The following is a 23,472-nucleotide window of genomic DNA, read 5'->3' as shown; positions in this document are numbered from 1 at the left end:
GTTGTGCAATAAACGCTTTTGTTATTTTGTCTTTTTCATTAACACTTTCAGCCGCTGCGGCCCCGCTTCGGCAATCACTCCGACAGCAAGTTCTGGAACTTGTGTCGAACTTTCCAGATCGAGCGGCCTTCGAAACGCTGGCAATGTCCGTTTTTCGGTATCAGGCAGCTTACAATCCTCTATATAAGGCTTATCTGCACCACCTGAATTGTCAGCCTAACGAGATAACCAGGTTGCATCAGGTGCCGTTTATGCCGATTGGCTTTTTTAAAACTCATTCGGTTTTAACGGGCATCGACTCAAGTTGCAATCCAGCTAAAACAGATACGCTTACCTTTGCCAGTAGCGGTACTACCGGTGAACAGACCAGCCGCCATTTTGTGCCCGATTTAGCTCTTTACGACGCCGTCAGTACGCAAATTTTTGAGCAAACGTATGGTCTACTCCGCGACTTCCATATTCTGGCGTTGCTGCCGTCTTACCTTGAACGAAATAACTCCTCGCTCGTGTATATGGTTCAGCAATTTATGGCGCAGAGTGGAGGTGTGCAAGCCACTGAACCCACATCCGGTTTTTTTCTCAACAACTATGCTGAACTGACGCAACACCTACGACAACTCTCCCAACAACCTGATCAGAAAAAGATTTTGCTCATTGGGGTTACATTTGGTTTGCTGGATTGGGCTGAGTCAGCATCGGATTTGTCATTTCTGGGAAAGTTTCCCAATCTTATTGTAATGGAAACAGGTGGTATGAAGGGCCGTCGGAAGGAGCTACTACGCGAAGAGGTACACGAGATTCTGACGGAGCAATTAGGGATACAAGCCGTTCATTCCGAGTATGGTATGACCGAATTGCTATCGCAGGCTTATTCAATGGGGAATGGTGTATTTCGGCCTAGCTCAACGCTCCGAATTTTCTTGCGGGACATCAACGACCCGTTTGCACTTCATCCAGAAAAACAGACAGATGTCGGCTCGCGCCAAACGGGAGGAATAAACGTTGTCGATTTAGCCAATCTGGACTCCTGTTCATTTATTGAAACCCAGGATTTGGGACAATATGTTGGTGCGGAAGGCGATTTTCGGGTGATCGGCCGCTTCGATAATTCTGACGTAAGGGGCTGTAACTTAATGATTGAATGAGTGAGTGATTGAATGATTGAGTGATAGAATGATTGAATAGTTTATCATAGCTATTCAATCATTCTATCACTCAATCACTCACTCATTGTCACGCATAAAGCTTCACATCTTCCAGTGTAATATCATCGCCACACATGATCACCAGGCGTTCGATGACGTTCCGCAATTCCCGAACATTTCCTGTCCAGGGAAGCGATTGAAGGAAGTTCATGGCGTCGCTTGTCAGGTCTTTAGGGGGTGCACCGTATTCTGTAGCGATATCGTGTAAAAACTTATCGGCGAGGAGAGGGATATCGACCCGCCGTTCAGCTAAGGGGGGCACGTGAATCATGATAACACTTAGGCGGTGGAATAAGTCTTCCCGGAAGTTGCCGTTGACAATTTCCTGTCGAAGGTCTTTGTTCGTAGCCGCAATGACCCGCACGTTGACTTTAATTTCCTTATCGCCACCAACGCGTGTAATCTTGTTTTCCTGCAAAGCCCGTAGCACTTTTGCCTGTGCCGACAAACTCATATCGCCAATCTCATCAAGGAACAGCGTGCCGCCATCGGCTTGCTCAAACTTACCGACCCGGCGGGCAGCAGCTCCTGTAAATGACCCTTTTTCGTGGCCAAATAGCTCACTTTCAATGAGTTCGCTTGGTATAGCAGCGCAGTTTACTTCCACTAAAGGCTGGTTAGCGCGACTACCTTTCTCATGAATCTGCTTGGCTACCATCTCTTTACCGGAGCCATTGGCCCCTGTTACCAGCACACGCGCTTCAGTAGCCGCAACTCGATTGATCGTATCTTTAACTTTCTTGATAGGCTCCGACTCGCCAACAATTTCATTCAGTTTATAGATACGCTTCTTCAGGGTTTTGGTTTCCTGAACCAGCTTGGCCCGCTCAATGGCGTTGCGGACGGTAATTAAAAGGCGGTTGAGATCGGGTGGTTTGGTAATGAAATCAAAGGCTCCGCGTTTGGTTGCTTCAACGGCATTTTCGACGTTGCCAAAGGCTGAGATCATGACAACCTGTGTACTTTTCTCGGCTTCGCTAACTTTTGCCAGTACCTCAAGGCCATTCATTTTGGGCATTTTAATATCGCACAAAGCTACGTCGTAACTTCCGCGCAGAATCATATCCAGCCCTTCTTCACCATCTTTCGCTTCGTCAACATCGTAGCCTTCATATTCTAAAATATCGCGTAGAGCCGCACGAATTTTCTGTTCGTCGTCCACGATAATCAGTTTGGCCATACAAAAGGGATAAATTTAAACATATAGATTATGCACAGCCCGAAAATAGGGTATTTTCTATCGGCATCCGTTATTTTGGTGACTAAATTTGATAAAAACTCTGTCTTTCTTAATGAAATAAGGTCATTTACCCCAGTATACCGTACAATTTCTATTTATTCAATAGAGCCTAGTGCGGTGAGAATCAGGTGTTATAAATTAACCTAATTGCTGACTTTGATACTTGCTTCGAGTGACTAACGCGGTAAAGATAAGTTGACCTCTTCTGTGACCTTTGTGCGAACATCTACGGGCCGCATTCGGAACGAGTATGTATAAGGCTTGTTGGCCGGAAGCAAATAGTCTGGATGAACGCGCGGTGACCAGCTATCGTCGCCACCGAGGCCCATTTGTGCCATGTCGATGTTTAAAACGGTTACGTTTCCGCGTTCAAGGTCTTGCGTATTGGGTTGCTTGGCTTTGAGTAAAGCCGCATCGGTATAATCGCGGGCGTTGATATTGAGTAGCGAATTGTTACTCATATCGCTCATAAATAGAACTCCAAATCCCTGTTCGTCGGTAAGTTTAGCCCAGCGTACATCGGTTTTATTGCCATTTTCCTGCGCCATTGTATAAGGGAAAAACTGGTTCGCTACTTTCGATTCGTAGAGTCCGACTTTAGCCGCATCTTTCCGATCGGCGTAACTCTCAAAAGGGCCGCGCCCGTACCAGGTGAAATTGGTGAAACTTGTTGGTAACTGAACCTGCATCCCAACTCGGGCTAGTGGCGGCAAGATGCCTGAAGGCGTGTAGGTTGTTGTAACCTGTATATCGCCGGTGCCATACACAATGTAGTCCGTTTGCTGACGAAGGCTACCACCTACAGCCATCAGATCATTTGTGCAGCTAACCCGCACCATTTGCGGCCGAGGGTCTAGTTTAAATTCAACAGGGCGCGCTTTGATGGTGTCTACTCCAGCCTTCCGCCAACGAGCTGCATAAGAAGCCTGTCCACCGCCTTCGTCATTATCGGTAGGTACCCGCCAGAAACTTGGCTGAAGCCCAGGCTCTGCACTTCGCTCTGCCGTGGAGGCTTGTGCCAGCAGGTTTTTGCCTTTATAGATCCATTGGCTCAGTGTTCCTGTACCTTTATCAAAAACAACGGCGAATTCTTTTCCGCGGATCGTGACTACTGCTGGCGTGGCTGTCATCTTAACCGCTGGAATTCGATTCATACCCATAACAATGGGCGTTGGCGAATCGGTTTTAATTGGGAATTGCCCAGATGCGACTTCATGACCAGCAGGTGCCCAACTGGTTGCCTGTTTTAGCCGGACACTTACATTGAGAAAATACTCACCCGACTGCGCGCTTCGCTCCGCTAGTGCAGCCGCAGAAGGGCGTGCATTCCCATCAATCTGCCGGGTATCAACGGTGGCGTTAAGCTTAATGGGAAGTGTCAATACCTGCGTTTGCCCTGGTTTGGCCACCAGATTACTTTCGCCACCCCGTTGAACTACTTCGCCATTTCGAATCAACTCCCATTCGAATCGGAAGGGTTCAAGTGATTGGAAATCGTAGGTATTCCGAACGTTAAGTTTAACGGGTTGGCCAGGCACTAAAGGAGCGGCCGTATTTAGTTTTACGTATTGATAAACTAGTTTTACTTCGTTGATTTCAGGTTGGGGTGTCCGATCTGGGTTAACCAGGCCATCGCAGGCATTCGCCCCATCAATGTAATTAATATGGTCGGTGTACGCTTTACCTGCTTTATTTTTCAACCGCAAACCCTGATCGACCCAGTCCCAAATGAACGCACCCTGCATGCGTGGATATTTGTCGATAGCCGTCCAATAGTCTTTCAAATTACCAACGCTATTTCCCATCGCGTGCGCATATTCACAAACGATAACAGGTCGGTGAGGGTCCTTTTCCATGAGTTTCACCATGTCGTCGACAGATGGGTACATGGTTGAAATAATATCAAAGTTGGTCAGCGAGGTGCTATTGTACGGTTGCCGACCTTCATAATGAATGGGGCGTGTAGGGTCGATGAGCCGCATAATGTCGGCCATGTCTTTAAAATTCTGACCCATGCCCGTTTCGTTACCCAAAGACCAGATGACAATAGAGGGATGATTCTTGTCGCGCTCGACCATTGCCCGACCACGTGCTACAAAGGCATCGCGCCATTCGGGTTTGGCCGCTGGTGTCTGGCCTTTGCCCCACAAATCATGACTCTCGATATTAGCTTCATCAATGACATACAGGCCATATTCGTCGCAGAGATCATACCAGTCTGTTACGTTTGGATAATGCGATGTGCGGACGGCGTTGATGTTGTATTGTTTCATCAACTTTATGTCTTGAATCATCGACTCCCGACTAATGACCCGCCCCGTGTTAGGATCAAATTCGTGGCGATTGACACCCTTATACGTAACGGCCTTGCCATTGACTAAAAGCTGACCGTCAGTTAAGGTCATTTCGCGAAAACCTATTCGTTGACTAACTGCTTCCGACACTTGCCCATCTGCCCCAATCAACTGGGTTGTAAGCGTATATAGAGCGGGCGTTTCGGCACTCCAGAGCAATGGTGCTTTTATATCTTTTTTCAACCGAAAAAGGGCTTCCTGGCCCGCATCGGTGGCATTCTCGGAATTGATTGTCTCCGAAAAAACAACGGTTCGTTTAGGGTCATATAAGGTAAATCGAATCCTATAAGGAGCTTGTGTGCCTGTAGCCAGATGGCGAACATTAGCTGTAAGTTTTAGGCTGGCATCGCGGTATTGATCGTCCAGATCAGTGACAATGGTTAAATCCCGAAGATAGGTTTTAGGGGTTGCGACTAGAAAAACATCACGAAAAATGCCCGAAAAACGCCAGAAGTCTTGATCTTCCAGATAGCTTCCATCTGACCAGTTGATGACTTCAACGGCTAGTAAGTTCTCGCCCGCTTTGAGCTTGTCTGTAAGCAGAAACTCAGCAGGTGTCATGCTGTCTTCGTGATAACCAATCGGTTGCCCGTTCAGATAAACCCGGCAGGTTGATTGCACCCCGGCGAAGTGTAAAAAAATCTCGCGGTCCTGAAAGGATGCTGGAATCGTAAACCGCATCCGGTATAAACCAACCGCGTTCGTATCAGCCGTAATGCGTGGAGGAGTGGCCGGAAATGGGTGCTTAATGTTCGTAAAAATAGGGCGATCATAAGGTCGTCCTTCCCGAGCGCCTACTACTTGCCAATTTGAGGGTACAGGCAGGTTGTCCCAGTTTTGGTCGTTGGTTGTGGGTTGGTAGAAATCGACCGGAATTAGTTTGGGATGTTTCACCCAGCGAAATTTCCAGCTGCCATTGAGAAGTTTAACATGAGGAGAGGTGCGCCAGTCGGAGGCAGTCAGCGCTTGTTGCTCGGTGGCAAACGGAATTAAGTTTGCATGAGGTTTCTCGGTATGTTGGCTAATTACTTGCGGATCTTCCCAGTCGGGTAGGGTTTGGGCTTGACTGCTGGTGAGCCGTAAAATTGTTAAAAAGATAGGGAGGAGTAAGCGTTTGTGCATTATGGGTTCGTTTAAGGAATAACACAAGCGAGCTGTTTGGACCAGAGAGCGTCGGATAAAGAATTCACTAATTCGCGATCAATGGCTTCTACGGCGTAAATTTCGCATAAATTAACCGCCTTTCACTGTCTATAAGCCCATGTCGATACGTAGTTTACTAATTTGTTCGTACCTGGTCGTGCTGACATTAACCGCTTCGGCCCAATCTCGCCGACGTGCTCAGCTAACAACCCCGCAAAGTAATGGCCCTGTTCCGGTAGTAGCCGCCCCGCAAGTTCGGCTGTTAGAGAGCATGGTTATGAATAGTTCGCTGATGAACCAGGCTGTCAAATTCTCGATTTATCTGCCCCCTGATTACTTTGTGTCGAACCGGCGGTATCCAGTTGTTTATCTGTTACACGGCTTAGGTGACAACGAAACCGGCTGGGTGCAGTTTGGCGAAGCCGATCGAATTGCCGACGAAGGTATTAAATCAGGCCAACTGCCGCCAATGATTATTGTCATGCCCAATGCCTGGGCTACCTTTTATGTAAATGATTATCAGAACAAAGTTCGGTATGAGGACATGTTTGTACAGGAACTGATTCCCCACATCGATTCCATGTTCCGGACCCGTACCGAACGTACGTATCGGGCTATTTCGGGGTTATCGATGGGAGGGTTCGGGTCATTGACATTAGCCATGCATCACCCCGAATTATTCAGTGCCTGTGCGGCTCTCAGTGCAGCCGTCCGAACCGACGAAACATTCGCCAGTGTACCTGATGAGCGTTATAATACGGTTTATGCGCCCATATTTAGCGGCCCCGTTAAAGGCCAGGAGCGACTAACGCTTGCCTGGAAACGGAATAGTCCTATTACGCTGGCAAAATCAGCTCCAGAAAGCGATCTGACGAAAGTACGTTGGTATCTTGATTGTGGTGATGATGATGCACTGACTGTTGGCAATGCCATGCTCCACATTGCCCTGTTGGAGCGAAAAATACCGCACGAGTATCGGTCCCGTGATGGCGCACATACCTGGTCGTATTGGCGTAGTGGATTGCCTGATGCGTTAAAGTTTATAGGGGAAAGCTTTCACCATTAAATTTCCAAACCTATAAGGTTTCTAAAAACCTTATAGGTTTAAAATGAAAAGCCGCCTAGCTATTCGATAGGCGGCTTTTCATGTCATTAATGTTTATGCTTAATCATTATTTGTTCGTTTCTGAACTGGTATGATGGCTTCGGTTTCGTCCCACGCCAGAACCATATCGGTACCTGTTGTCGATGGCGAAAAGCTGATATAAAATTGTTCGGCCATTGGGCTATGTTTCCGCGATGCTACCGGCACCCGGAGTACGTCTTTTGTTTGATCGTAACTGGTACCCCATTGGCCAGTCTCACTGTTAAAAATAGCGATCCATCCATCGGAAGACGGAATCGTCCAAAGTGTGTACTCACCTTTCTCTAAAGGCTGTCCAGCGATAACCACATTTTGATCGAATTCAATGATCGTAGCCTCGTTTGCGCCGGTCCGCCAGACTTTTCCATAAGGCACTAGCCCGCCGAAAATCTTGCGTCCTTTCTTGTAAGGCTGACAGTAATCTACTTTTATTTTCAGACCATTCTGGTCGACCTGTGCTACGGCTTCGGGACTGCTGGATTTGGTCCAGCTACGCAGAGAGAAATAACCAATAAGTACAACGGCTGCGATAATGCCGAGGATAAGCAGTAGACGTTTCATAGAGGTTTCGTGATTTAACCTGATGGCCTGCAAGGTAAGGATAATTTGTAATTTGCGTATAGCAGTCGAATTTGACTAAAGCCAAAAGGGGCTTAGCAAGCCCCAAGTCTCTACAAGTGAAAATAACAGATTCTGTGTAGTAAAATAAATATGTAGCTTTATGGCCTAAAAATAGATACAAAATAAAGGGTGTCCAGAATCGATTATTTACTTGTATATCCAGACCTCCGGAAGAAAGAAACTGAGTCGTCTGGTGGTTATGTAGAAATGCACATTACACATGCCTCGCACGAAGCTGCCAGAAATATTGAAACAGCTATTGTTTTAGCTAAGCAGGGCTTTAAAGTGCGACTTCTACCTATTGATAACACACCGCATATTAAAAATCCAGATGCCTATTTAATTGACCAAGATGTAGTGGTTGAGTTCAAACATAACTATACACCTACGGCGTCGGCAATTGAGCGTGAAGTGCGCAATGCTAAAAAACAGGCCGACCATATCTTGATTCATGCCATGAGTAGCATTACAAAAGGAGAATTGATTCGAGGATTAAAGTTGCAGATTCACCGAGCGGAAAATGTACTTGAGGTATGGATAATCTGGGAAGAGAAATTATATCGCCTTACACCGACTGAAATTCGGGATGGTACGATTGAGCGTAAAATACAATGAGGTGACACGGCCGAACCGCATCACCTCAAGGAGGGGCCTGGGATCTCTCCCTGACCGTTGCAAATATAGTAGTAACGTTTCAGAAATGCAAGAAATGGTTGCATTTCTGAAACGTTACGCCGTCTCTTTCTTCAGTTTATCCCGCAATTGAAACAACTCGTCGCGTAAGCGAGCGGCTTCCAGGAAGTCAAGGTCTTTGGCGGCCCGTTCCATTTTCGATTGCGTTTCGTTAATCATTTTTTCCAGATCGCCTTTGCCCATATACCGGACCACAGGATCGGCAGCAATGCGGATTTCTTCGGGTTCGACGTAGAAATGTTTCGCCTTTGAGTCGGCCACTTTGGTTTGGCCCATGATGGCTTCTTTGGATTTCAACACGGTCATTGGTGTGATACCATTATCAGTATTATACTCCATCTGGATGGCCCGCCGACGGTTGGTTTCATCAATGGCTTTCTCCATCGAACCTGTAATCCGGTCGGCATACATAATTACTTTGCCATTCGAGTTTCGGGCTGCCCGACCAATGGTCTGAATGAGTGACCGAATGTCGCGGAGGAAGCCTTCTTTATCGGCATCCATAATGGCTACCAGCGATACTTCGGGTAAATCAAGCCCTTCACGCAATAGGTTGACACCGACTAATACATCGAAGTTGCCCAATCGTAAATCGCGCAGAATTTCGACTCGATCCAGGGTTTTTACTTCTGAGTGAATGTAACGGGTTTTAATGCCGACGCGGTCGAGGTATTTAGTCAGCTCTTCGGCCATCCGTTTGGTGAGGGTGGTAACTAAAACACGCTCTCCATTTTTGATACGGCCATCGATGGATTCGAGCAGATCATCAATCTGGTTAAGGCTTGGGCGAACCTCAATTTCAGGATCTAGCAAGCCCGTTGGCCGGATAAGTTGCTCTACGATAACGCCATCGCTTTTACGAAGTTCGTAGTCGGAAGGAGTAGCCGATACGTAAATCGATTGACCCGACAAATCTTCAAACTCCTGGAACGTTAGCGGTCGGTTGTCCATTGCCGACGGCAATCGGAAGCCGTAATCGACAAGCGCTGTTTTACGAGAACGGTCGCCACCCCACATGGCCCGGATTTGCGGAATCGTTACGTGACTTTCGTCAATCACCATCAGGAAATCGTCCGGGAAATAATCCAGCAAACAGAAGGGGCGTTGACCGGGTTGGCGTCGATCAAAATAACGCGAATAGTTCTCGATACCCGAGCAATAGCCCAACTCCCGCATCATTTCAAGATCGAACTCGGTACGTTCCTGAATACGCGTAGCTTCCTGTTCCCGCATCTCCGATTCGAAGTACCGCACCTGCGCTACCATGTCGTCCTGAATTTCGTGGATGGCATTGTTCAGCGTATCCCGGCCCGTGACAAACAGATTGGCGGGGAAGATTGTAACCATAGTCTCATTCGAGATCTTGCGGCCAGTGCTGGGGTCAATCTGCTGAATTGTTTCAATCTCGTCGCCGAAGAAAATGACCCGATAAGCAAAGTCGGCATAGGCAACATAGAGATCAACCGTATCGCCTTTGACGCGAAAGTTACCTCGTTGAAAATCACCTTCCGTGCGACTGTATAAGATGCTAACTAACTGATGTAGAAACTGATTGCGGCTCATTTGTTCGCCCACCCCAATTCGGACCACGTTCCGTTTAAATTCTTCAGGGTTTCCCATACCATAGATGCATGAAACTGAAGCCACAACAATCACATCGCGCCGACCGCTCATGAGCGCCGACGTTGCCGCGAGTCGCAGTTTGTCGATCTCTTCATTGATGGCAAGGTCTTTCTCGATGTAGGTGTTTGTGGTAGCGATGAACGCTTCCGGCTGATAATAGTCGTAGTAAGAGATGAAGTACTCAACCGCATTTTCGGGAAAAAACTGCTTGAATTCGCCGTAAAGCTGAGCCGCCAGCGTTTTGTTATGACTTAATACGAGCGTTGGCCGATTGGTTTGTGCAATGAGGTTTGCTACGGTAAAGGTCTTGCCTGAGCCAGTAACCCCGAGTAATACCTGCGCTGGTTCGCCTTCATTTATACCCTTGACCAGCTTCTCAATCGCTTTGGGTTGGTCGCCGGTGGGTTGAAATTCAGAAGTTAATTTGAAGTTCATTAGTTGCGTTTAGAATCTGGCTAATTTACGAAGATTTGGGGTGGATTGCAAGGGCAATTTAATGTTCTATTTTAGCTCCCTAATTCGTACAGATTTAGATCAAAGGGCCTAAAACCATGAATTTTGACAATTTTGAAGAAATCCATCCTTATATAAAAGCTGGTAATCTGAAGGATGCAATTCAGTATTGTAAGACCGAAATAGGTAAACTCAATGCATCAATTTATCATCAAGCCCTAGATAGAGACTTTTTAGCGCAGACCGAACCATTACTTAACTGGATAGATGCTTTTTACGCATCAATGTGTTCCAAAAGTGTAGTAGTGTGTATGTATTTTGAGATAAATGAGTTTGATATAAACAGAGATCGCTGGTATTGCGATGGATTTGCTTATGAAGTTGATAATGGCTTGGATGATATAGACTGGCTAGCGTCTTGGAGTGGCTCTACGGATAACGATTTTACATTAACAGGTTTTGAAGATATTCAGGAATCCGTATGGACTGAATTTGATCCCGAAAATTATGACCCAAAAGAATTCGAGAGATTACAAGCTGAAGAGGAAAAAAATGCTCCAGCTTGGGATTGGTTTGAATTGCTAGTACTCTTAAGATTTCTGGAATTAGTTGAAGCGGCTCATAAGGAAGCACATCTAAGAGATTTATCTTGGGGGAAATTGCCAATCTATGCAACAGAGCACGAGTTTGATATTTTATATAGGACGCAATCCTAGTAAAAAGAGTATTATTTGATAAATGTGTTACAAGTCTGCAATGGCTTGCCGTGCGATATGTTGAATTGGGGCAGTTTTAAATAGACGTACTTAACTACGATATATGTCTTTTGTTGAAGTAAATAGATGAGAAAGTTTTTTGTCATTTCGACCGTAGGGAGAAATCTCAAATTCCCTCATTGGTCAAATTTGAGATTTCTCCCTACGGTCGAAATGACAAAAAACTAATTATTCAGCCGTGTAAAGCCACCATCAATTGGATAATCGCATCCGGTTATGAAACCGGCCTCGTCGGAACAGAGGTATAAAGCCAGAGCACCAATTTCTTCGGGCTCAGCCATTCGGCCGATGGGTTGCGTTTTCGAGAGTTTTTCAAACATCTCCGCTTCACGACCCGGATACGTTCTGGCAATGAACCCATCAACAAAGGGCGTGTGCACCCGCGCAGGCGAAATACAATTGCAGCGAATATTATCTTTCAGGTAGTCTTTGGCAATGGATAAGGTCATCGTTAGCACGGCACCTTTACTCATGGCATAAGCGAAACGATCGGGTATACCGATGGTAGCGGCTATCGATGCCATATTCAGAACTACACCGCCCCCGTTGGCTTTCAGATGCGGAATAGTCGCATGAAGGCAGTTGTAGACACCTTTAATGTTAATGCGGTAAATCCGGTCGAAGTCGGCTTCAGTCGTCGTTTCTACCGTACCTATGTGCGAGACACCTGCATTATTGACCAGAATATGAATCGGTCCCTGTTCGGCAATCTGGTTGATGATTTCTACCGTCTGTTGCTGATTCGAGACATCAATCGCATGGCTAACGGCCTGACCACCTGCCTGTTTTATCTCATTAACGGCCTGATCAGCCTGATCTTTATTAAGATCAAGGATATAGACAGAAGCACCTGCCTGGGCAAACGTCTTTGAAATGGCCAGCCCAATACCGCTGGCTCCCCCCCGTAACGAGGGCGGTTTTGTTTTTGAGTGAGAACATAGTCTGAATGATTGAATGAGTGATTGATTGAATGAGTGAATACCATCCGGCGGAGCATCTTTGCGTCAGCTATTCAATCAATCTATCATTCAAAATTATTTAGAGTGAAACACCCCGTTTCCAGGGAATAAAGTCGTCTTGGCCTAATCGTTCAGCTTGGGTGATTGTTTCGCCCGACGCCAGTTGGATAATGTATTCCAGCAGAGCGTCGGCATTTTGAGCAATGCTTTGTTCGCCGTCGATGATGGGGCCACTATCGAAATCAATCACATCGGGCATCCGATTTTTAAGGACCGTATTTGTCGAAACCTTAACAACCGGGCAAACGGGATTGCCTGTCGGGGTACCGAGGCCAGTGGTAAATAGAATGACGTTTGTGCCTGAACCCGCCATACCTGTGGTTGCTTCAACATCGTTGCCGGGTGTACATAGAAGACTAAGGCCGGGCGTTGTGGCTGGCTCAGCGTAGTCCAGTACATCGGCTACCGGGGCCGTTCCGCCTTTTTTTGCTGCTCCTGCCGACTTAATCGCATCGGTGATGAGGCCATCTTTGATATTTCCTGGCGACGGATTCATGTCGAACCCTGACCCAACGGCTTCTGCCTGAGCTGAGTACTCGCCCATTAAGGTGATGAATTTCTGAGCTTTAGCTGTGTCTTCTGTACGGTTGATGAGTTCCTGCTCTACGCCGTTTAGTTCGGGAAACTCAGCCAGCACTGTTTTGCCACCTAATGATACAATTGTATCCGACAAATGCCCCAATACTGGATTCGCCGAAATGCCCGAAAAACCATCGGAGCCACCACATTTTAACCCAACGGTCAATGCATTTAATGGAGCGGGCTTTCGTTCAATTTTATTGATTTCGATCAGACCCAGAAACGTTTCCTTGATAGCCTCCGACATGAGCGCGTATTCGGTACCAGCCTGTTGCTCAAATAAAAGAAGAGGCTTATCGAACTTCGGATTCTGCCGTTTAATTTCTACCGAAATCATATCGGTTTGCAAATGCTGACATCCCAGACTCAACACGGTTGCGCCCGCCACATTAGGGTTGTTGATGAAACCAGCCAGCAATGAGCCTAAATAGGCCGAATCCTGACGAGTACCTCCGCAACCCATTTCGTGCGTCAGGAACTTGATGCCATCGACATTTTTGAAAGTCCGTTTCTGTGCGTGGTTACCTGTTTGGTTAGGCTCGATAAATGGCTGCATCTTTTTAATGACATCCATTTCGCCCGCTTTGTAAAGGCTCAATAACTCATGAACGTTTTCGCGATAGATTTCAGGTTGAGCGTAACCTAACTCACGTTCAAAAGCATCCTTCATGATCAGCACATTCCGATTCTCGCAGAAAACCAGTGGCACAACCAGCCAGTAATTGCGCGTACCAACGCTGCCATCTGCCCGATGATAACCCATAAACGTCCGATCCTGCCAGTTCGAGACATCGAGTGGTTTCCAGGAAAAAGGTTGTTTTTTGTCGAGGCCGTAGTGCTCGGAATCGTGTTTTAAATTGAAGGTAGTAATCGGTTCTCCCCGCCGAATGGGCTGAGTTGCTTTACCAACCAGTACACCATACATAGTGATCGGGTCGCCGGGTTGACGGTCTTCGGTCACGAATTTATGCTTAGCGCCAACGGCATAAGGCAAAACGTAGGTATCGTTCTCAAATTCAATGTGCTCTCCCGCCGAGAGGTTGCGAAGTGCCACAATGACGTTATCGCCGGGATGAACTTTCAATACACGGGCATTCATCAGAAAAACTGGTTTAAAATAGCTGGTCAGATGGTGGTCAAGGTTGGTCAGGTAGGGTCAGGAATTATCAGGCTACTAACAACCTTTCACTGCTTCTGACCCTACCTGGCCACGTCTAACCACCATCTGACTAATTCATTAAAGAGACGCAATAAGCCGAAATATACCACCTCTCCACAAAAACTTTATTCATGTTGTTGCGAATGTGGATGCCATTGCCAAGTTTTAAGACTTAATTCCTACCCGTTACCGATGCCTCCACTTTCTGATGTAAACAAAACCGGCTTCCTGGCTGGTCGACTAATGTCTATGGACGCCTATCGGGGTTTTGTTATGACCTTGATGGCCGCCGAAATTCTGCAATTTGATCATCTCCACGAAGCTTTTCCGGATAGTGGTTTCTGGGCATTTCTAGCTCACCACCAGAGCCACGTTGCCTGGGCTGGTTGTTCGTTGCACGATCTGATTCAGCCTTCTTTTTCATTTTTGGTTGGCGTGGCTCTCCCGTATTCAATTGCGAGCCGGGTTAAACAAGGGCAATCGTTTTCTGTGCAGTTGTGGCATGCGTTTCGGCGGTCGCTGATTTTAATTTTGCTCGGAATTTTTCTGCGATCTACACATGCCGATCAAACGAGATTTACGTTTGAGGATACGCTGACCCAAATCGGTATGGGTTATACATTTCTATTCTTAATCGGAAGTGCTTCTAAAGCTCGAACCGCCTGGATTGCGTTAGGTGTAATTTTAGTGGGTTATTGGCTAGCATTTTTGCTTTATCCTGTCCCGAATGGCATAGCTTTTGATTATAGCGCCGTGGGTGTTCCGGCAGACTGGCCAGAGCATTATACTGGATTGATGGCCCATTTTAATAAGAATAGTAACCTGGCCTGGGCTTTTGATACCTGGTTTTTGAACCTGTTCCCTCGCGAAAATCCATTTTTGTTTAACGGTGGCGGTTATGCTACGCTTAGTTTCATTCCTACCCTCGGAACAATGTTGCTAGGGTTGCAGGCGGGTTTATGGTTGCGGTCTGGAATGACACAGCGCGACATTCTGAAATACTTCCTGATTGCCGGCGCCATAGGGCTGGCTAGCGGTATCTTGCTGCATGTGACCGGAATTTGCCCTATTGTGAAACGAATCTGGACACCAGCGTGGGTATTATTCAGTGGTGGCTGGTGCTTTTGGCTGCTCGCTTTCTTTTATGGTGTTATCGATGTGGCCGGTCGTCGGGGATGGGCGTTTCCGCTGGTTGTGGTGGGCACGAACTCCATCGCGATTTATTGCCTGGTGCACCTTATCGACAAGTTCATAATCAAATCCTTCTATACCCACCTGGGGCATGGGCCTTTTCTGGTGTTTGGGGCCACCTATGAGCCACTGCTAATTGGCTTCGCTACGCTGGCTATTTTTTATCTAATTCTCTGGTGGATGTACCGCCGTAACCTATTTATCCGAATCTAATTTATGATCACGGCTAATATCCTGAATCTCTTTGACCAAACGATTTTTTATGGCTCGATCACCGTCGAAAATGGGCGGATTAACGAGATTCAGCGCCTTGGGCCTGAACGCTCGGGCGAATCTTATGTATTGCCGGGTTTTGTAGATGCCCATGTTCATATAGAAAGCTCGTTGCTGACCCCACCGCAGTTTGCGCGGCTGGCCGTTGTTCATGGAACGGTTGCTACCGTCTCGGACCCACACGAGATTGGGAATGTGCTTGGCGTTGCGGGCGTACATTACATGATTGAAGAGGCTCGACGTGTTCCCTTCAAATTTATGTTTGGGGCACCTTCCTGCGTTCCGGCTACCACGTTCGAAACGGCGGGTGCTACTATTAGTGTTAAGGATGTCCGAAAACTGCTGGCATTAAAGGAAATAGGCTATTTAGCTGAAATGATGAATTTCCCTGGCGTACTAAACCAGGACCCCGATGTAATGGCTAAAATCGCCTTGGCCAATGCATTTAATAAGCCTATTGACGGCCACGCACCGGGTTTAATGGGCGACGATGCCCAGCAATACATTGATGCTGGTATCACTACCGACCATGAATGCTTTACCTATGAAGAGGGTCTTGATAAGGCGCAACGGGGTATGAACATTCTTATTCGAGAAGGCAGTGCCGCCCGTAATTTCGAGGCTCTGATTCCCTTGCTGGCTGAGTTTCCTCAGCAAATTATGTTCTGCTCGGACGATAAGCATCCGGATACATTGGCGGAAGGGCATATCAATCAACTCGTTGTACGCGCTTTGGCAAAAGGCCATTCGCTTTGGAATGTACTTCGGGCTGCTTGCCTGAATCCCGTCCTGCATTATCGATTACCAGTTGGTCTGTTGCGTGAAGGTGACCCTGCCGATTATATCGTGGTTGATAATTTACAGTCGTTCACGGTTCAAAAAACGGTTATTAATGGGGGTATTGTTGCCGAAGATGGTAAGTCGAATATTCCGGATTTGCGGAGCGAGCATGTTAATCAGTTTAGTTGTTCGCCTAAGAAGCCGGAGGACTTTGTGGTGACCTTTCCCTCACCGACCCGTCGGACCGCCCCGGCCCCTCTCCCAGAACTGGAGAGGGGAGAAAATCGGGCAGTTCTACACCCCTCTCCCGTTTTGGGAGAGGGGCCGGGGCGGTCCGACGGGTCGGTGAGGGAAAGTACAATCCGCGTCATCGAAGCTCTCGACGGCCAGCTCATCACCAATGAACTTCATCTTGAACCTAAACTAGAGAACAATCAAATCGTACCTGATCTAGAACAGGATATTCTGAAAATGGCGGTTGTCAATCGGTATCAGGATGCGCCACCTGCGATTGCATTTATCAAAAACTTTGGCTTAAAACACGGCGCTATTGCCTCGTCGGTTGGTCACGATTCGCACAATATTACAGTGGTTGGGTGTGATGATGACAGTATTTGCAAGGCGGTTAATTTGGTGATCGAATCTCGGGGTGGCTTATCGGCCGTTGCTGGTACGAAACCGCATGAGCATGATGATGAAGTGATGAGCCGCCGTGAGTTTTTGCATTTAACGACTACACCTGAGTCGCACTTGCTTTCGTTACCAGTAGCTGGTCTGATGACGGATGTAGATGGGTATGATGTAGCCGGTCAATATACATTGCTGGACCAATTCGCGAAGAAAGAATTAGGAAGTACACTTGCTGCACCATTTATGACCTTATCCTTTATGGCTCTGCTGGTTATCCCAGCCCTAAAATTAAGCGATAAGGGACTGTTTGATGGGAAAAGGTTCACTTTTGTATCTATTCAAACGGGAAATCAGTAACCATAAAAAAAATTTTTGAGTACTTTTTTAAATTCTATTTTTTATGGGTAAGTTTACACACTCCAAGGCTATTCCTAACCTTTACCCTCTCTATCATGGCTCGCTCCCGTACTCAAATCGGACCCGACGACGAAACTCTCTGGAATTTGTTTCGTAGCGGTGATGAAAATGCGTTTGCCCGACTGTACCAAAATTATGTTCAAACCCTTTACCATTACTGCGCCCACTTTGCTACCGACCGGGCGCTGATTAAAGACTGCATCCACGATCTATTTGTTGAGCTCTGGAAGCACCGCACGACCATCGGACCAACGACTTCCGTACGTTTTTATCTGATGGCTTCGATTAAACGTAAGCTGGTTCGCCACCTAACGGCCGAACAGAAATTGGTGAGTCAGGATGATATGGTAAATGGCCGACGCGTTGGCGACACGCTTCCTGGCGCTGATCCATCCCACGAAAATTTACTGATTGCCCATGAGGAAGATTCGTTTATGAACGACTGCCTGCATCAGGCCCTCGAAAAACTTCCCCGCCGTCAGCGTGAAGCCGTTCACCTGCGGTATTTTCAAAATATGAGTAACGAAGAAATTTCGGCTCTCATGCACATTAACATTCAGTCTGTTTACAATTTGATTTTCGGAGCCATGAGCAACCTCAAGCGTTATGTTACGCTCGAAAATGTGTCGCTCTAACGCTGACTATTCTTAACCTATTCTCCAACCCGGTAGTTCTTTACGAACTATTGGGTTTTTCTTTGGTTAGGTAGCGTAGACTTCCACCGAGCTGGCGTTCCAGTCCGCGTAGCTGAAGACTAATTGGTCGAGTAAAATTGATAGCTACATGTTAGTCTTCGGCTACGCGGATTTCCATCCACGTTACTTTCGTAACTTCGTTGAATGAATACGGACTCAACGCCCTTACCCGAGCGGGTACGCCCTCGCACACTCAATGATGTTATTGGTCAGCGTAAACTTATTGGACCTAATGGAGCGCTTCGACGGGCGGTAGAGTCTGGCCGTTTGCCCTCCATGATTTTATGGGGACCTCCTGGTGTTGGTAAAACTACACTGGCACTATTATTAGCCGAAGCGGTTAAACGACCTTTTATTGCTCTGAGTGCCATCAATTCGGGCGTTAAGGAAATTCGGGATGTGTTGAGCCGCCCAAGTGGAATATTCCCCCCCCGTGGTTTTCATCGACGAAATTCACCGATTCAATAAAAGTCAGCAAGACGCTTTGCTCGGAGCTGTTGAGAAAGGGCAGATTACACTCATTGGGGCTACCACCGAAAATCCTTCGTTTGAGGTAAACAGTGCGTTGCTATCGCGCTGTCAGGTCTATATTCTGGAAGGGCTTGATCGAGAAGAACTGATTCAGGTAATTGACCGGGCTATTGCTCAGGACGCCTTTTTGCAATCAAAAAAAATTACAGTTGACTCGTACGATGCGTTGCTTCGGTTATCGGGTGGCGATGGGCGAAAGCTACTGAACCTGTTGGAACTGGTTGCATCGGCTCACGTATCTGCTGATCCGTTAGTGATTACTGATGAAGGCGTAACGACCGTAGCGCAGCAGAATATTGCCCGATATGATAAATCAGGCGAGCAGCATTACGACATTATTTCGGCCTTTATCAAATCGTTGCGCGGTTCCGATCCAAACGCGGCTTTATACTGGATGGCCCGGATGATTGTAGCGGGAGAAGATCCAATTTTCATTGCCCGACGTATGCTGATTATGGCCTCGGAAGATATTGGGAATGCCAACCCAACGGCGATGATTATGGCCTCGGAAGCGGTACAGGCAATTCGCGCGATTGGCATGCCCGAAGGTCGGATTATTCTGTCGCAGGTAGCGGTCTATCTGGCAACATCGCCAAAGAGCAACGCGAGTTATGTTGCTATCGATGAGGCCATCGCTCTGGCGGAGCAAACGGCTCATTTGCCTGTACCTCTCCATCTACGTAACGCGCCTACCAAGCTGATGAAGCAGATTGGCTACGGGAAAGACTATCAGTATTCACATGCTCACGAAGGCAATTTTGCCCAGCAAAACTTCCTTCCCGACGACCTAAAAGGGCACAAACTCTATGAGCCCGGCCACAACGCCCGCGAAGCCGAAATCCGCCGAAGTTTGCAGAAGTGGTGGGGAGACTGGTATGGGTATTGAGGTTACTTAGTTACACCTTTACACTGGCACTAAAGGAAGGCTATAGCTAAACAGGTATCGTCCATATTCAATTACCTAATTCTTGTGTGACCCCGGTGGGGTCAAATGTCTATAGAAATTACAGGCTCTCTATAAACATCTGACCCCATCGGGGTCACACAGCATACCGCTCAGTTTAACTCTGCGTAAGATTTTTATGTGAACAATTAAACTGATAAATTATGGATTCGTTGAATTTATTAGATGTGGTTGTCTTAGCCACAGATTTGCCTGCTGAAAAACTTAAAAAAGGCAGTTTAGGGACAATTGTTGAGGTATTTAATAATGGTGACTTTCTTGTTGAATTTGCCAATATGAATGGCATTACTTACGCTCTGTCTACACTGTCATCAACACAATTGATAAAAGTATATCAAGAGCCTATTGAAGCTTGATCAGTAAACAACTTAGGTTCCCATTGTCTACCGTGAAGCCGAAATCCGCCGGAGTTTGCAGAAGTGGTGGGGAGGCTGGTATGGGTATTGAATTGCCTACTACTAGCAATCAACTTGCCATAACAACCGGACTTTAATAAGATGTAATCTCAGCTTGCAGATTGTAATACTTCTCGAATGTATTAGCCTGTTACACTAATATATTCGATTGAGAAGCAGACCTTTTTGTAGCTGTTATACGCTTTGGGAAATGTCCTGGGTTAACGAGTCGCTTAGTCGCAATTAAATTTTCACAATTGTTAGAATCGACCTTGCTGGTAGAAGGTAAGGTTGGTTGATAATCGCATTGATAACAAAGACTTGATGACTGAATAACCAGGGCTACGGGAATTAATGAAGCAGGTCTGATAAAGTTTCGTAAAAGTAAAACCAGACCTAAGAGGATAGCTGGGAGACTTAGTAGCTGACCCATATTGAAACTCATACTGTCCTCAAAGGCCACCTGGTTTTCTTTGAAAAACTCCCAAACGAATCGTAAGCCAAATACCCAAATTAAGGCTATACCAAGCATGGTGCCGGGTGCTGATTGATTTCTGTACGCTTTCCAATACCAAAATAAAACAACAAAAAGAAGTAGACAGGAGAGGGATTCGTATACCTGTGTAGGATGCCGGGGAACCTGGCTGAACTCATGATCTCTCAGAAAGACAAACGCCCAGGGGACATTGGTCGGCTTTCCGAATATTTCGGAATTCATTAGATTTCCAAACCGAATAAATGCCCCCGCTAAAGCTGCCACAATGCACATGCGATCAATAACCCACAGAAACGTTTGACCACTCATCTGGCTAGATTGGCGACGGGTATAAAGCCAAAGGCCAATAATGATGCCTATAATACCGCCATGACTAGCCAATCCGTCGAAGGGTGGTGTTATAATGCGCAACGGATTTTGAATGAACATGTAGGGCTCATAAAATAAAAAATGACCCAATCGAGCACCCAAAACCGTCGAAAGCACCATTGTAACGAGCAGCGGGTCGAGATCCGCGAGCGGCTTCTTTTCGATCCGGAAGATGTAATTCATAACCCGAACCCCCAGCAAAAAGCCAGTAGCAAACAGTAAACCATACCAGCGCACAGGCCAGGAGCCAATACGAAAGATTTCGGGATCAACATTCCAGATGATGTATTGAAGCATTTTCTCGGGTATATAAGTTGTCCTTTAGGCCAATAAATAGTCAACGCACTACCACCGAACTTGCCCGTCGCCCACAACAATCCATTTCTCCGTTACGAGTTTCTCCAGCGCGAATGGGCCGCGAGCGTGGAGCTTTTGGGTCGAAATGCCGATTTCAGCACCTAGGCCAAAGACACCGCCATCGGTGAAGCGGGTCGACGCGTTCGCGTAGACGGCAGCTGCATCGACTTCGCGTAGGAATTGGTTAATAAGTGATTGATCCTGAGAGATAATCGCTTCGGAGTGGCGAGATGAATACGCCTGGATATGCGACAGCGCTTCATCCAGATCAGCCACAACTTTCACGGCGCATTTATAATCCAGAAACTCGCGGCCGAAGTCTTTAGGTTGAGCGTGTTGCAGATTTGTGTAGCCCGCTTTCTCGAAAATGGCATAAGACGGCTCATCGGCAAAAACTTCTACGTTCCACTTGTTGAAATCGGCAGTTAGCATAGGCAGGAAACGCTCGGCAATGGCTTCGTCAACCAACACACAGTCGAGGGAGTTGCAAACCGATGGGCGCGAAACCCGGGCATTCACAACAATAGCGGCTGCTTTATCTAAATCAGCAGTTTGTTCAACATAAGCGTGGCAAACGCCAGCACCCGTTTCGATCGTGGGTACCAGTGAGTTTTTACGCACAAACTGAATCAGTGATTCCGAACCACGTGGGATAATGATGTCTACGTAACGCGTAGCCGTGAGTAACTCATTGACAACCGCCCGGTCGGGTGGGAGCAAGGTCACGGCGGCTTTGGGTACCCCAAACTCAACGAGTACGCTTTGAATCAGACTAATCAGGTATCGGTTCGAGAAATCGGCTTCTTTACCACCTTTTAGCACACAGGCATTGCCAGAACGAAGACACAACGACGCAACATCGACCGTTACGTTTGGACGAGCTTCGTAAATAACGCCTACCACGCCCAGCGGTACAGCAATTTTCTTGAGTTGTAACCCCTGTTCAATGGTACGTTCAAAAATAACTTCCCCTGCCGGATCGGGCAATATAGCCACTTCACGTAAACTTTTCGAAAGATCAGCTACGCGGGCTTCAGTCAGTTTAAGCCGGTCGTATTTAGGATCGGTTGCCGGCATTCGATCGAGGTCTTTCTGATTTTCAGCAACGATTTCGGCAGTATGTTCTGCCAAAACATCGGCGAGCCGATTGAGTAAATCAGTTTTTTCAGCGGGGCTAAGCCGCCGAACGGCTGCTGCAGCTTGCTGAGTAGCCTGGAGAAGTGGCGTAATTGGAGTCATAATTACAAAAGTACAATATCATTCGCATTGGCAATCTCAACATTTTGCTGATTAAGCTGTTGCAATAATTCTTCCGACGAAATTCGCGCTCGGGCTACAGCTATCGTTTCCTGGTCTTCATCTAAAATATCCACCATTTCGCCAGCTGTAAATTCATCGAGCACTTTTCGTACGCCCACTGCCAGTAAACTCTTACGTTGTTTCAACGCGCGTACGGCACCAGCATCAATCTGTACACGCCCAACGGCTAAACTACCGCTGGCTAACCATCGATTTCGCGCAGAGGGGGCTATTGGATGGGGCGTAAACTCAGTACCTATTTCCCCTTGTAAAGCCCGACCGATACCATCTGGTTCATTTAGACCGAAAATAACGACACGAACGCCCATTCGGGTAGCGAGTTTGGCGAACGTTAATTTAGAGGCCATGCCACCCAAACCTAACGATGACTTATCGGTCCGGACAACGCCAAATACACTTTCGTCGAACTCCACAACCTGCCGAATAATCGTCCCATTGGCGTCTAATAAACCGCCTACCGATGTACAAAGCATCAACGCTTCTGCCCCGAAGCCTACAGCGATAAGCGTTGCTAATTCGTCATTATCGGAAAACTTCAATTCACGATTGCTAACTACATCGTTTTCGTTGGCAATCGGAATCAGGTCGTTGGCCCACAATTCTTCGTACGTCTGCTTTAATTGAAGAAACTGGTCGCGACTAGCAAAGTGATGACGCTCGCAAAGGCTTTGGGCAATGGAAATGCCGTATATGGAAAAGAAACGAGAATATTGATTGAGTAACAGAAGATTACCGACAGCCGCAGCGGCTTTGCGCTGGGTAATATCGCCTTTATAATCACGAATTAGGGACTTTCCTGCCCCCACTGCCCCCGATGAAACAAGCACAATACGAAAGTGAGGATGCAGCGCAGCCACCTGTCGGGCAATATCGACCATAACGGGCTCATTGGGCTCACCGGTAGGTTTTGTAATCGAAGCAGTCCCAAACTTCAGGACAAGAACGGGTTTTGACATGCGGGCAAAGATAGGGATTTACCGTTTTGGGTATACGGTTTTTGGTTTTCGGTAGGCTGGGTAAGTCCAACTTGCAGCAACCGAAAACC

Annotated in this window: 16 protein-coding genes and 2 pseudogenes; 9 read left to right on the top strand and 9 right to left on the bottom strand. The window is 47.0% G+C overall.

Going from position 1 to position 23,472, the window contains the following annotated elements:
* The first annotated feature begins 26 nt into the window (after positions 1-26).
* The gene (locus H3H32_RS21070) at positions 27-1,145 is read left to right on the top strand and encodes a LuxE/PaaK family acyltransferase (RefSeq protein WP_182457606.1); all 1,119 of its coding nucleotides are present in this window, start codon (positions 27-29) and stop codon (positions 1,143-1,145) included.
* A gap of 88 nt (positions 1,146-1,233) precedes the next feature.
* Here the strand turns inward: H3H32_RS21070 and H3H32_RS21065 are convergent, their stop codons facing one another.
* Positions 1,234-2,385: a sigma-54-dependent transcriptional regulator gene (locus H3H32_RS21065; RefSeq protein ID WP_182457605.1), complete on the bottom strand. Its 1,152-nt coding sequence runs from the start codon at positions 2,383-2,385 to the stop codon at positions 1,234-1,236.
* A gap of 236 nt (positions 2,386-2,621) precedes the next feature.
* Positions 2,622-5,921 (bottom strand): beta-galactosidase, LacZ type, encoded by a 3,300-nt coding sequence (lacZ, locus tag H3H32_RS21060; protein WP_182457604.1) that lies wholly within the window; start codon positions 5,919-5,921, stop codon positions 2,622-2,624.
* 139 nt (positions 5,922-6,060) lie between these two features.
* Here lacZ and H3H32_RS21055 point away from each other — a divergent pair, with 139 nt between their 5' ends.
* The gene (locus H3H32_RS21055; protein ID WP_182457603.1) at positions 6,061-7,008 is read left to right on the top strand and encodes an alpha/beta hydrolase; all 948 of its coding nucleotides are present in this window, start codon (positions 6,061-6,063) and stop codon (positions 7,006-7,008) included.
* A gap of 99 nt (positions 7,009-7,107) precedes the next feature.
* Here H3H32_RS21055 and H3H32_RS21050 read toward each other — a convergent pair whose 3' ends face one another.
* Positions 7,108-7,647, bottom strand: coding sequence for a DUF2911 domain-containing protein (locus H3H32_RS21050; protein WP_182457602.1), 540 nt, complete (start codon positions 7,645-7,647; stop codon positions 7,108-7,110).
* Positions 7,648-7,836: 189 nt separating this feature from the next.
* Between H3H32_RS21050 and H3H32_RS21045 the strand changes: the two genes are divergently transcribed.
* Positions 7,837-8,322, top strand: a complete 486-nt coding sequence (locus H3H32_RS21045; protein ID WP_220472551.1) for a hypothetical protein — start codon at positions 7,837-7,839, stop codon at positions 8,320-8,322.
* Between the two features lie 114 nt (positions 8,323-8,436).
* On the opposite strand, the gene uvrB is transcribed toward H3H32_RS21045, so the two are convergent.
* Positions 8,437-10,458 carry an excinuclease ABC subunit UvrB gene (gene uvrB, locus H3H32_RS21040; protein ID WP_182457601.1) on the bottom strand — a complete coding sequence of 674 codons (2,022 nt, stop codon included), beginning with the start codon at positions 10,456-10,458 and terminating at the stop codon, positions 8,437-8,439.
* 116 nt (positions 10,459-10,574) lie between these two features.
* Here uvrB and H3H32_RS21035 point away from each other — a divergent pair, with 116 nt between their 5' ends.
* The gene (locus tag H3H32_RS21035; RefSeq protein WP_182457600.1) at positions 10,575-11,192 is read left to right on the top strand and encodes a hypothetical protein; all 618 of its coding nucleotides are present in this window, start codon (positions 10,575-10,577) and stop codon (positions 11,190-11,192) included.
* A gap of 224 nt (positions 11,193-11,416) precedes the next feature.
* Here H3H32_RS21035 and H3H32_RS21030 read toward each other — a convergent pair.
* A pseudogene (locus tag H3H32_RS21030) lies at positions 11,417-12,191 on the bottom strand (SDR family NAD(P)-dependent oxidoreductase).
* Positions 12,192-12,290: 99 nt separating this feature from the next.
* Positions 12,291-13,949, bottom strand: a complete 1,659-nt coding sequence (locus tag H3H32_RS21025) for a UxaA family hydrolase (RefSeq protein ID WP_182457599.1) — start codon at positions 13,947-13,949, stop codon at positions 12,291-12,293.
* Positions 13,950-14,258: 309 nt separating this feature from the next.
* Here H3H32_RS21025 and H3H32_RS21020 point away from each other — a divergent pair, with 309 nt between their 5' ends.
* The 5 genes and pseudogenes from H3H32_RS21020 (at position 14,259) to H3H32_RS21000 (ending at position 19,846) form a co-directional block, all read left to right on the top strand.
* A complete protein-coding gene (locus H3H32_RS21020) occupies positions 14,259-15,413 on the top strand; it encodes an acyltransferase family protein (RefSeq protein ID WP_182464426.1) in 1,155 nt (384 codons plus the stop codon).
* A 3-nt stretch (positions 15,414-15,416) separates the two neighbouring features.
* Complete coding sequence (locus H3H32_RS21015; protein ID WP_182457598.1) at positions 15,417-17,240, top strand: adenine deaminase; 1,824 nt, start codon at positions 15,417-15,419, stop codon at positions 17,238-17,240.
* A gap of 95 nt (positions 17,241-17,335) precedes the next feature.
* Positions 17,336-17,935 carry an RNA polymerase sigma factor gene (locus tag H3H32_RS21010; RefSeq protein ID WP_182457597.1) on the top strand — a complete coding sequence of 200 codons (600 nt, stop codon included), beginning with the start codon at positions 17,336-17,338 and terminating at the stop codon, positions 17,933-17,935.
* Positions 17,936-18,139: 204 nt separating this feature from the next.
* Positions 18,140-19,412, top strand: a pseudogene (locus tag H3H32_RS21005) (replication-associated recombination protein A).
* A gap of 221 nt (positions 19,413-19,633) precedes the next feature.
* Complete coding sequence (locus tag H3H32_RS21000) at positions 19,634-19,846, top strand: DUF4926 domain-containing protein (RefSeq protein WP_182457596.1); 213 nt, start codon at positions 19,634-19,636, stop codon at positions 19,844-19,846.
* Between the two features lie 190 nt (positions 19,847-20,036).
* Here H3H32_RS21000 and lgt read toward each other — a convergent pair whose 3' ends face one another.
* Genes lgt through proB form a run of 3 tightly spaced genes read right to left on the bottom strand, consistent with a single transcriptional unit; the run spans position 20,037 to position 23,383 of the window.
* Positions 20,037-21,047 carry a prolipoprotein diacylglyceryl transferase gene (lgt, locus tag H3H32_RS20995; protein WP_182457595.1) on the bottom strand — a complete coding sequence of 337 codons (1,011 nt, stop codon included), beginning with the start codon at positions 21,045-21,047 and terminating at the stop codon, positions 20,037-20,039.
* A gap of 48 nt (positions 21,048-21,095) precedes the next feature.
* Positions 21,096-22,346: a glutamate-5-semialdehyde dehydrogenase gene (locus H3H32_RS20990; RefSeq protein ID WP_182457594.1), complete on the bottom strand. Its 1,251-nt coding sequence runs from the start codon at positions 22,344-22,346 to the stop codon at positions 21,096-21,098.
* Positions 22,347-22,348: 2 nt separating this feature from the next.
* Positions 22,349-23,383, bottom strand: coding sequence for a glutamate 5-kinase (proB, locus tag H3H32_RS20985; RefSeq protein WP_182457593.1), 1,035 nt, complete (start codon positions 23,381-23,383; stop codon positions 22,349-22,351).
* Positions 23,384-23,472: the final 89 nt, after the last annotated feature.

It is taken from the genome of Spirosoma foliorum, from assembly GCF_014117325.1.
GTDB classification, from domain to species: domain Bacteria; phylum Bacteroidota; class Bacteroidia; order Cytophagales; family Spirosomataceae; genus Spirosoma; species Spirosoma foliorum.
This window is presented reverse-complemented; position numbering and strand designations above follow the sequence as displayed.

Excerpts from the sequence above, each read along its gene's own strand:
- lacZ (WP_182457604.1), bottom strand. The coding sequence starts at position 5,921 with ATGCACAAACGCTTACTCCTCCCTATCTTTTTAACAATTTTACGGCTC.
- H3H32_RS21020 (WP_182464426.1), top strand. The coding sequence starts at position 14,259 with ATGGACGCCTATCGGGGTTTTGTTATGACCTTGATGGCCGCCGAAATT.
- H3H32_RS21055 (WP_182457603.1), top strand. The coding sequence starts at position 6,061 with ATGTCGATACGTAGTTTACTAATTTGTTCGTACCTGGTCGTGCTGACA.
- H3H32_RS21015 (WP_182457598.1), top strand. The coding sequence starts at position 15,417 with ATGATCACGGCTAATATCCTGAATCTCTTTGACCAAACGATTTTTTAT.
- uvrB (WP_182457601.1), bottom strand. The coding sequence starts at position 10,458 with ATGAACTTCAAATTAACTTCTGAATTTCAACCCACCGGCGACCAACCC.
- H3H32_RS21035 (WP_182457600.1), top strand. The coding sequence starts at position 10,575 with ATGAATTTTGACAATTTTGAAGAAATCCATCCTTATATAAAAGCTGGT.
- H3H32_RS21000 (WP_182457596.1), top strand. The coding sequence starts at position 19,634 with ATGGATTCGTTGAATTTATTAGATGTGGTTGTCTTAGCCACAGATTTG.
- H3H32_RS21065 (WP_182457605.1), bottom strand. The coding sequence starts at position 2,385 with ATGGCCAAACTGATTATCGTGGACGACGAACAGAAAATTCGTGCGGCT.
- H3H32_RS20990 (WP_182457594.1), bottom strand. The coding sequence starts at position 22,346 with ATGACTCCAATTACGCCACTTCTCCAGGCTACTCAGCAAGCTGCAGCA.
- H3H32_RS21025 (WP_182457599.1), bottom strand. The coding sequence starts at position 13,949 with ATGAATGCCCGTGTATTGAAAGTTCATCCCGGCGATAACGTCATTGTG.
- H3H32_RS21010 (WP_182457597.1), top strand. The coding sequence starts at position 17,336 with ATGGCTCGCTCCCGTACTCAAATCGGACCCGACGACGAAACTCTCTGG.
- lgt (WP_182457595.1), bottom strand. The coding sequence starts at position 21,047 with ATGCTTCAATACATCATCTGGAATGTTGATCCCGAAATCTTTCGTATT.
- proB (WP_182457593.1), bottom strand. The coding sequence starts at position 23,383 with ATGTCAAAACCCGTTCTTGTCCTGAAGTTTGGGACTGCTTCGATTACA.
- H3H32_RS21050 (WP_182457602.1), bottom strand. The coding sequence starts at position 7,647 with ATGAAACGTCTACTGCTTATCCTCGGCATTATCGCAGCCGTTGTACTT.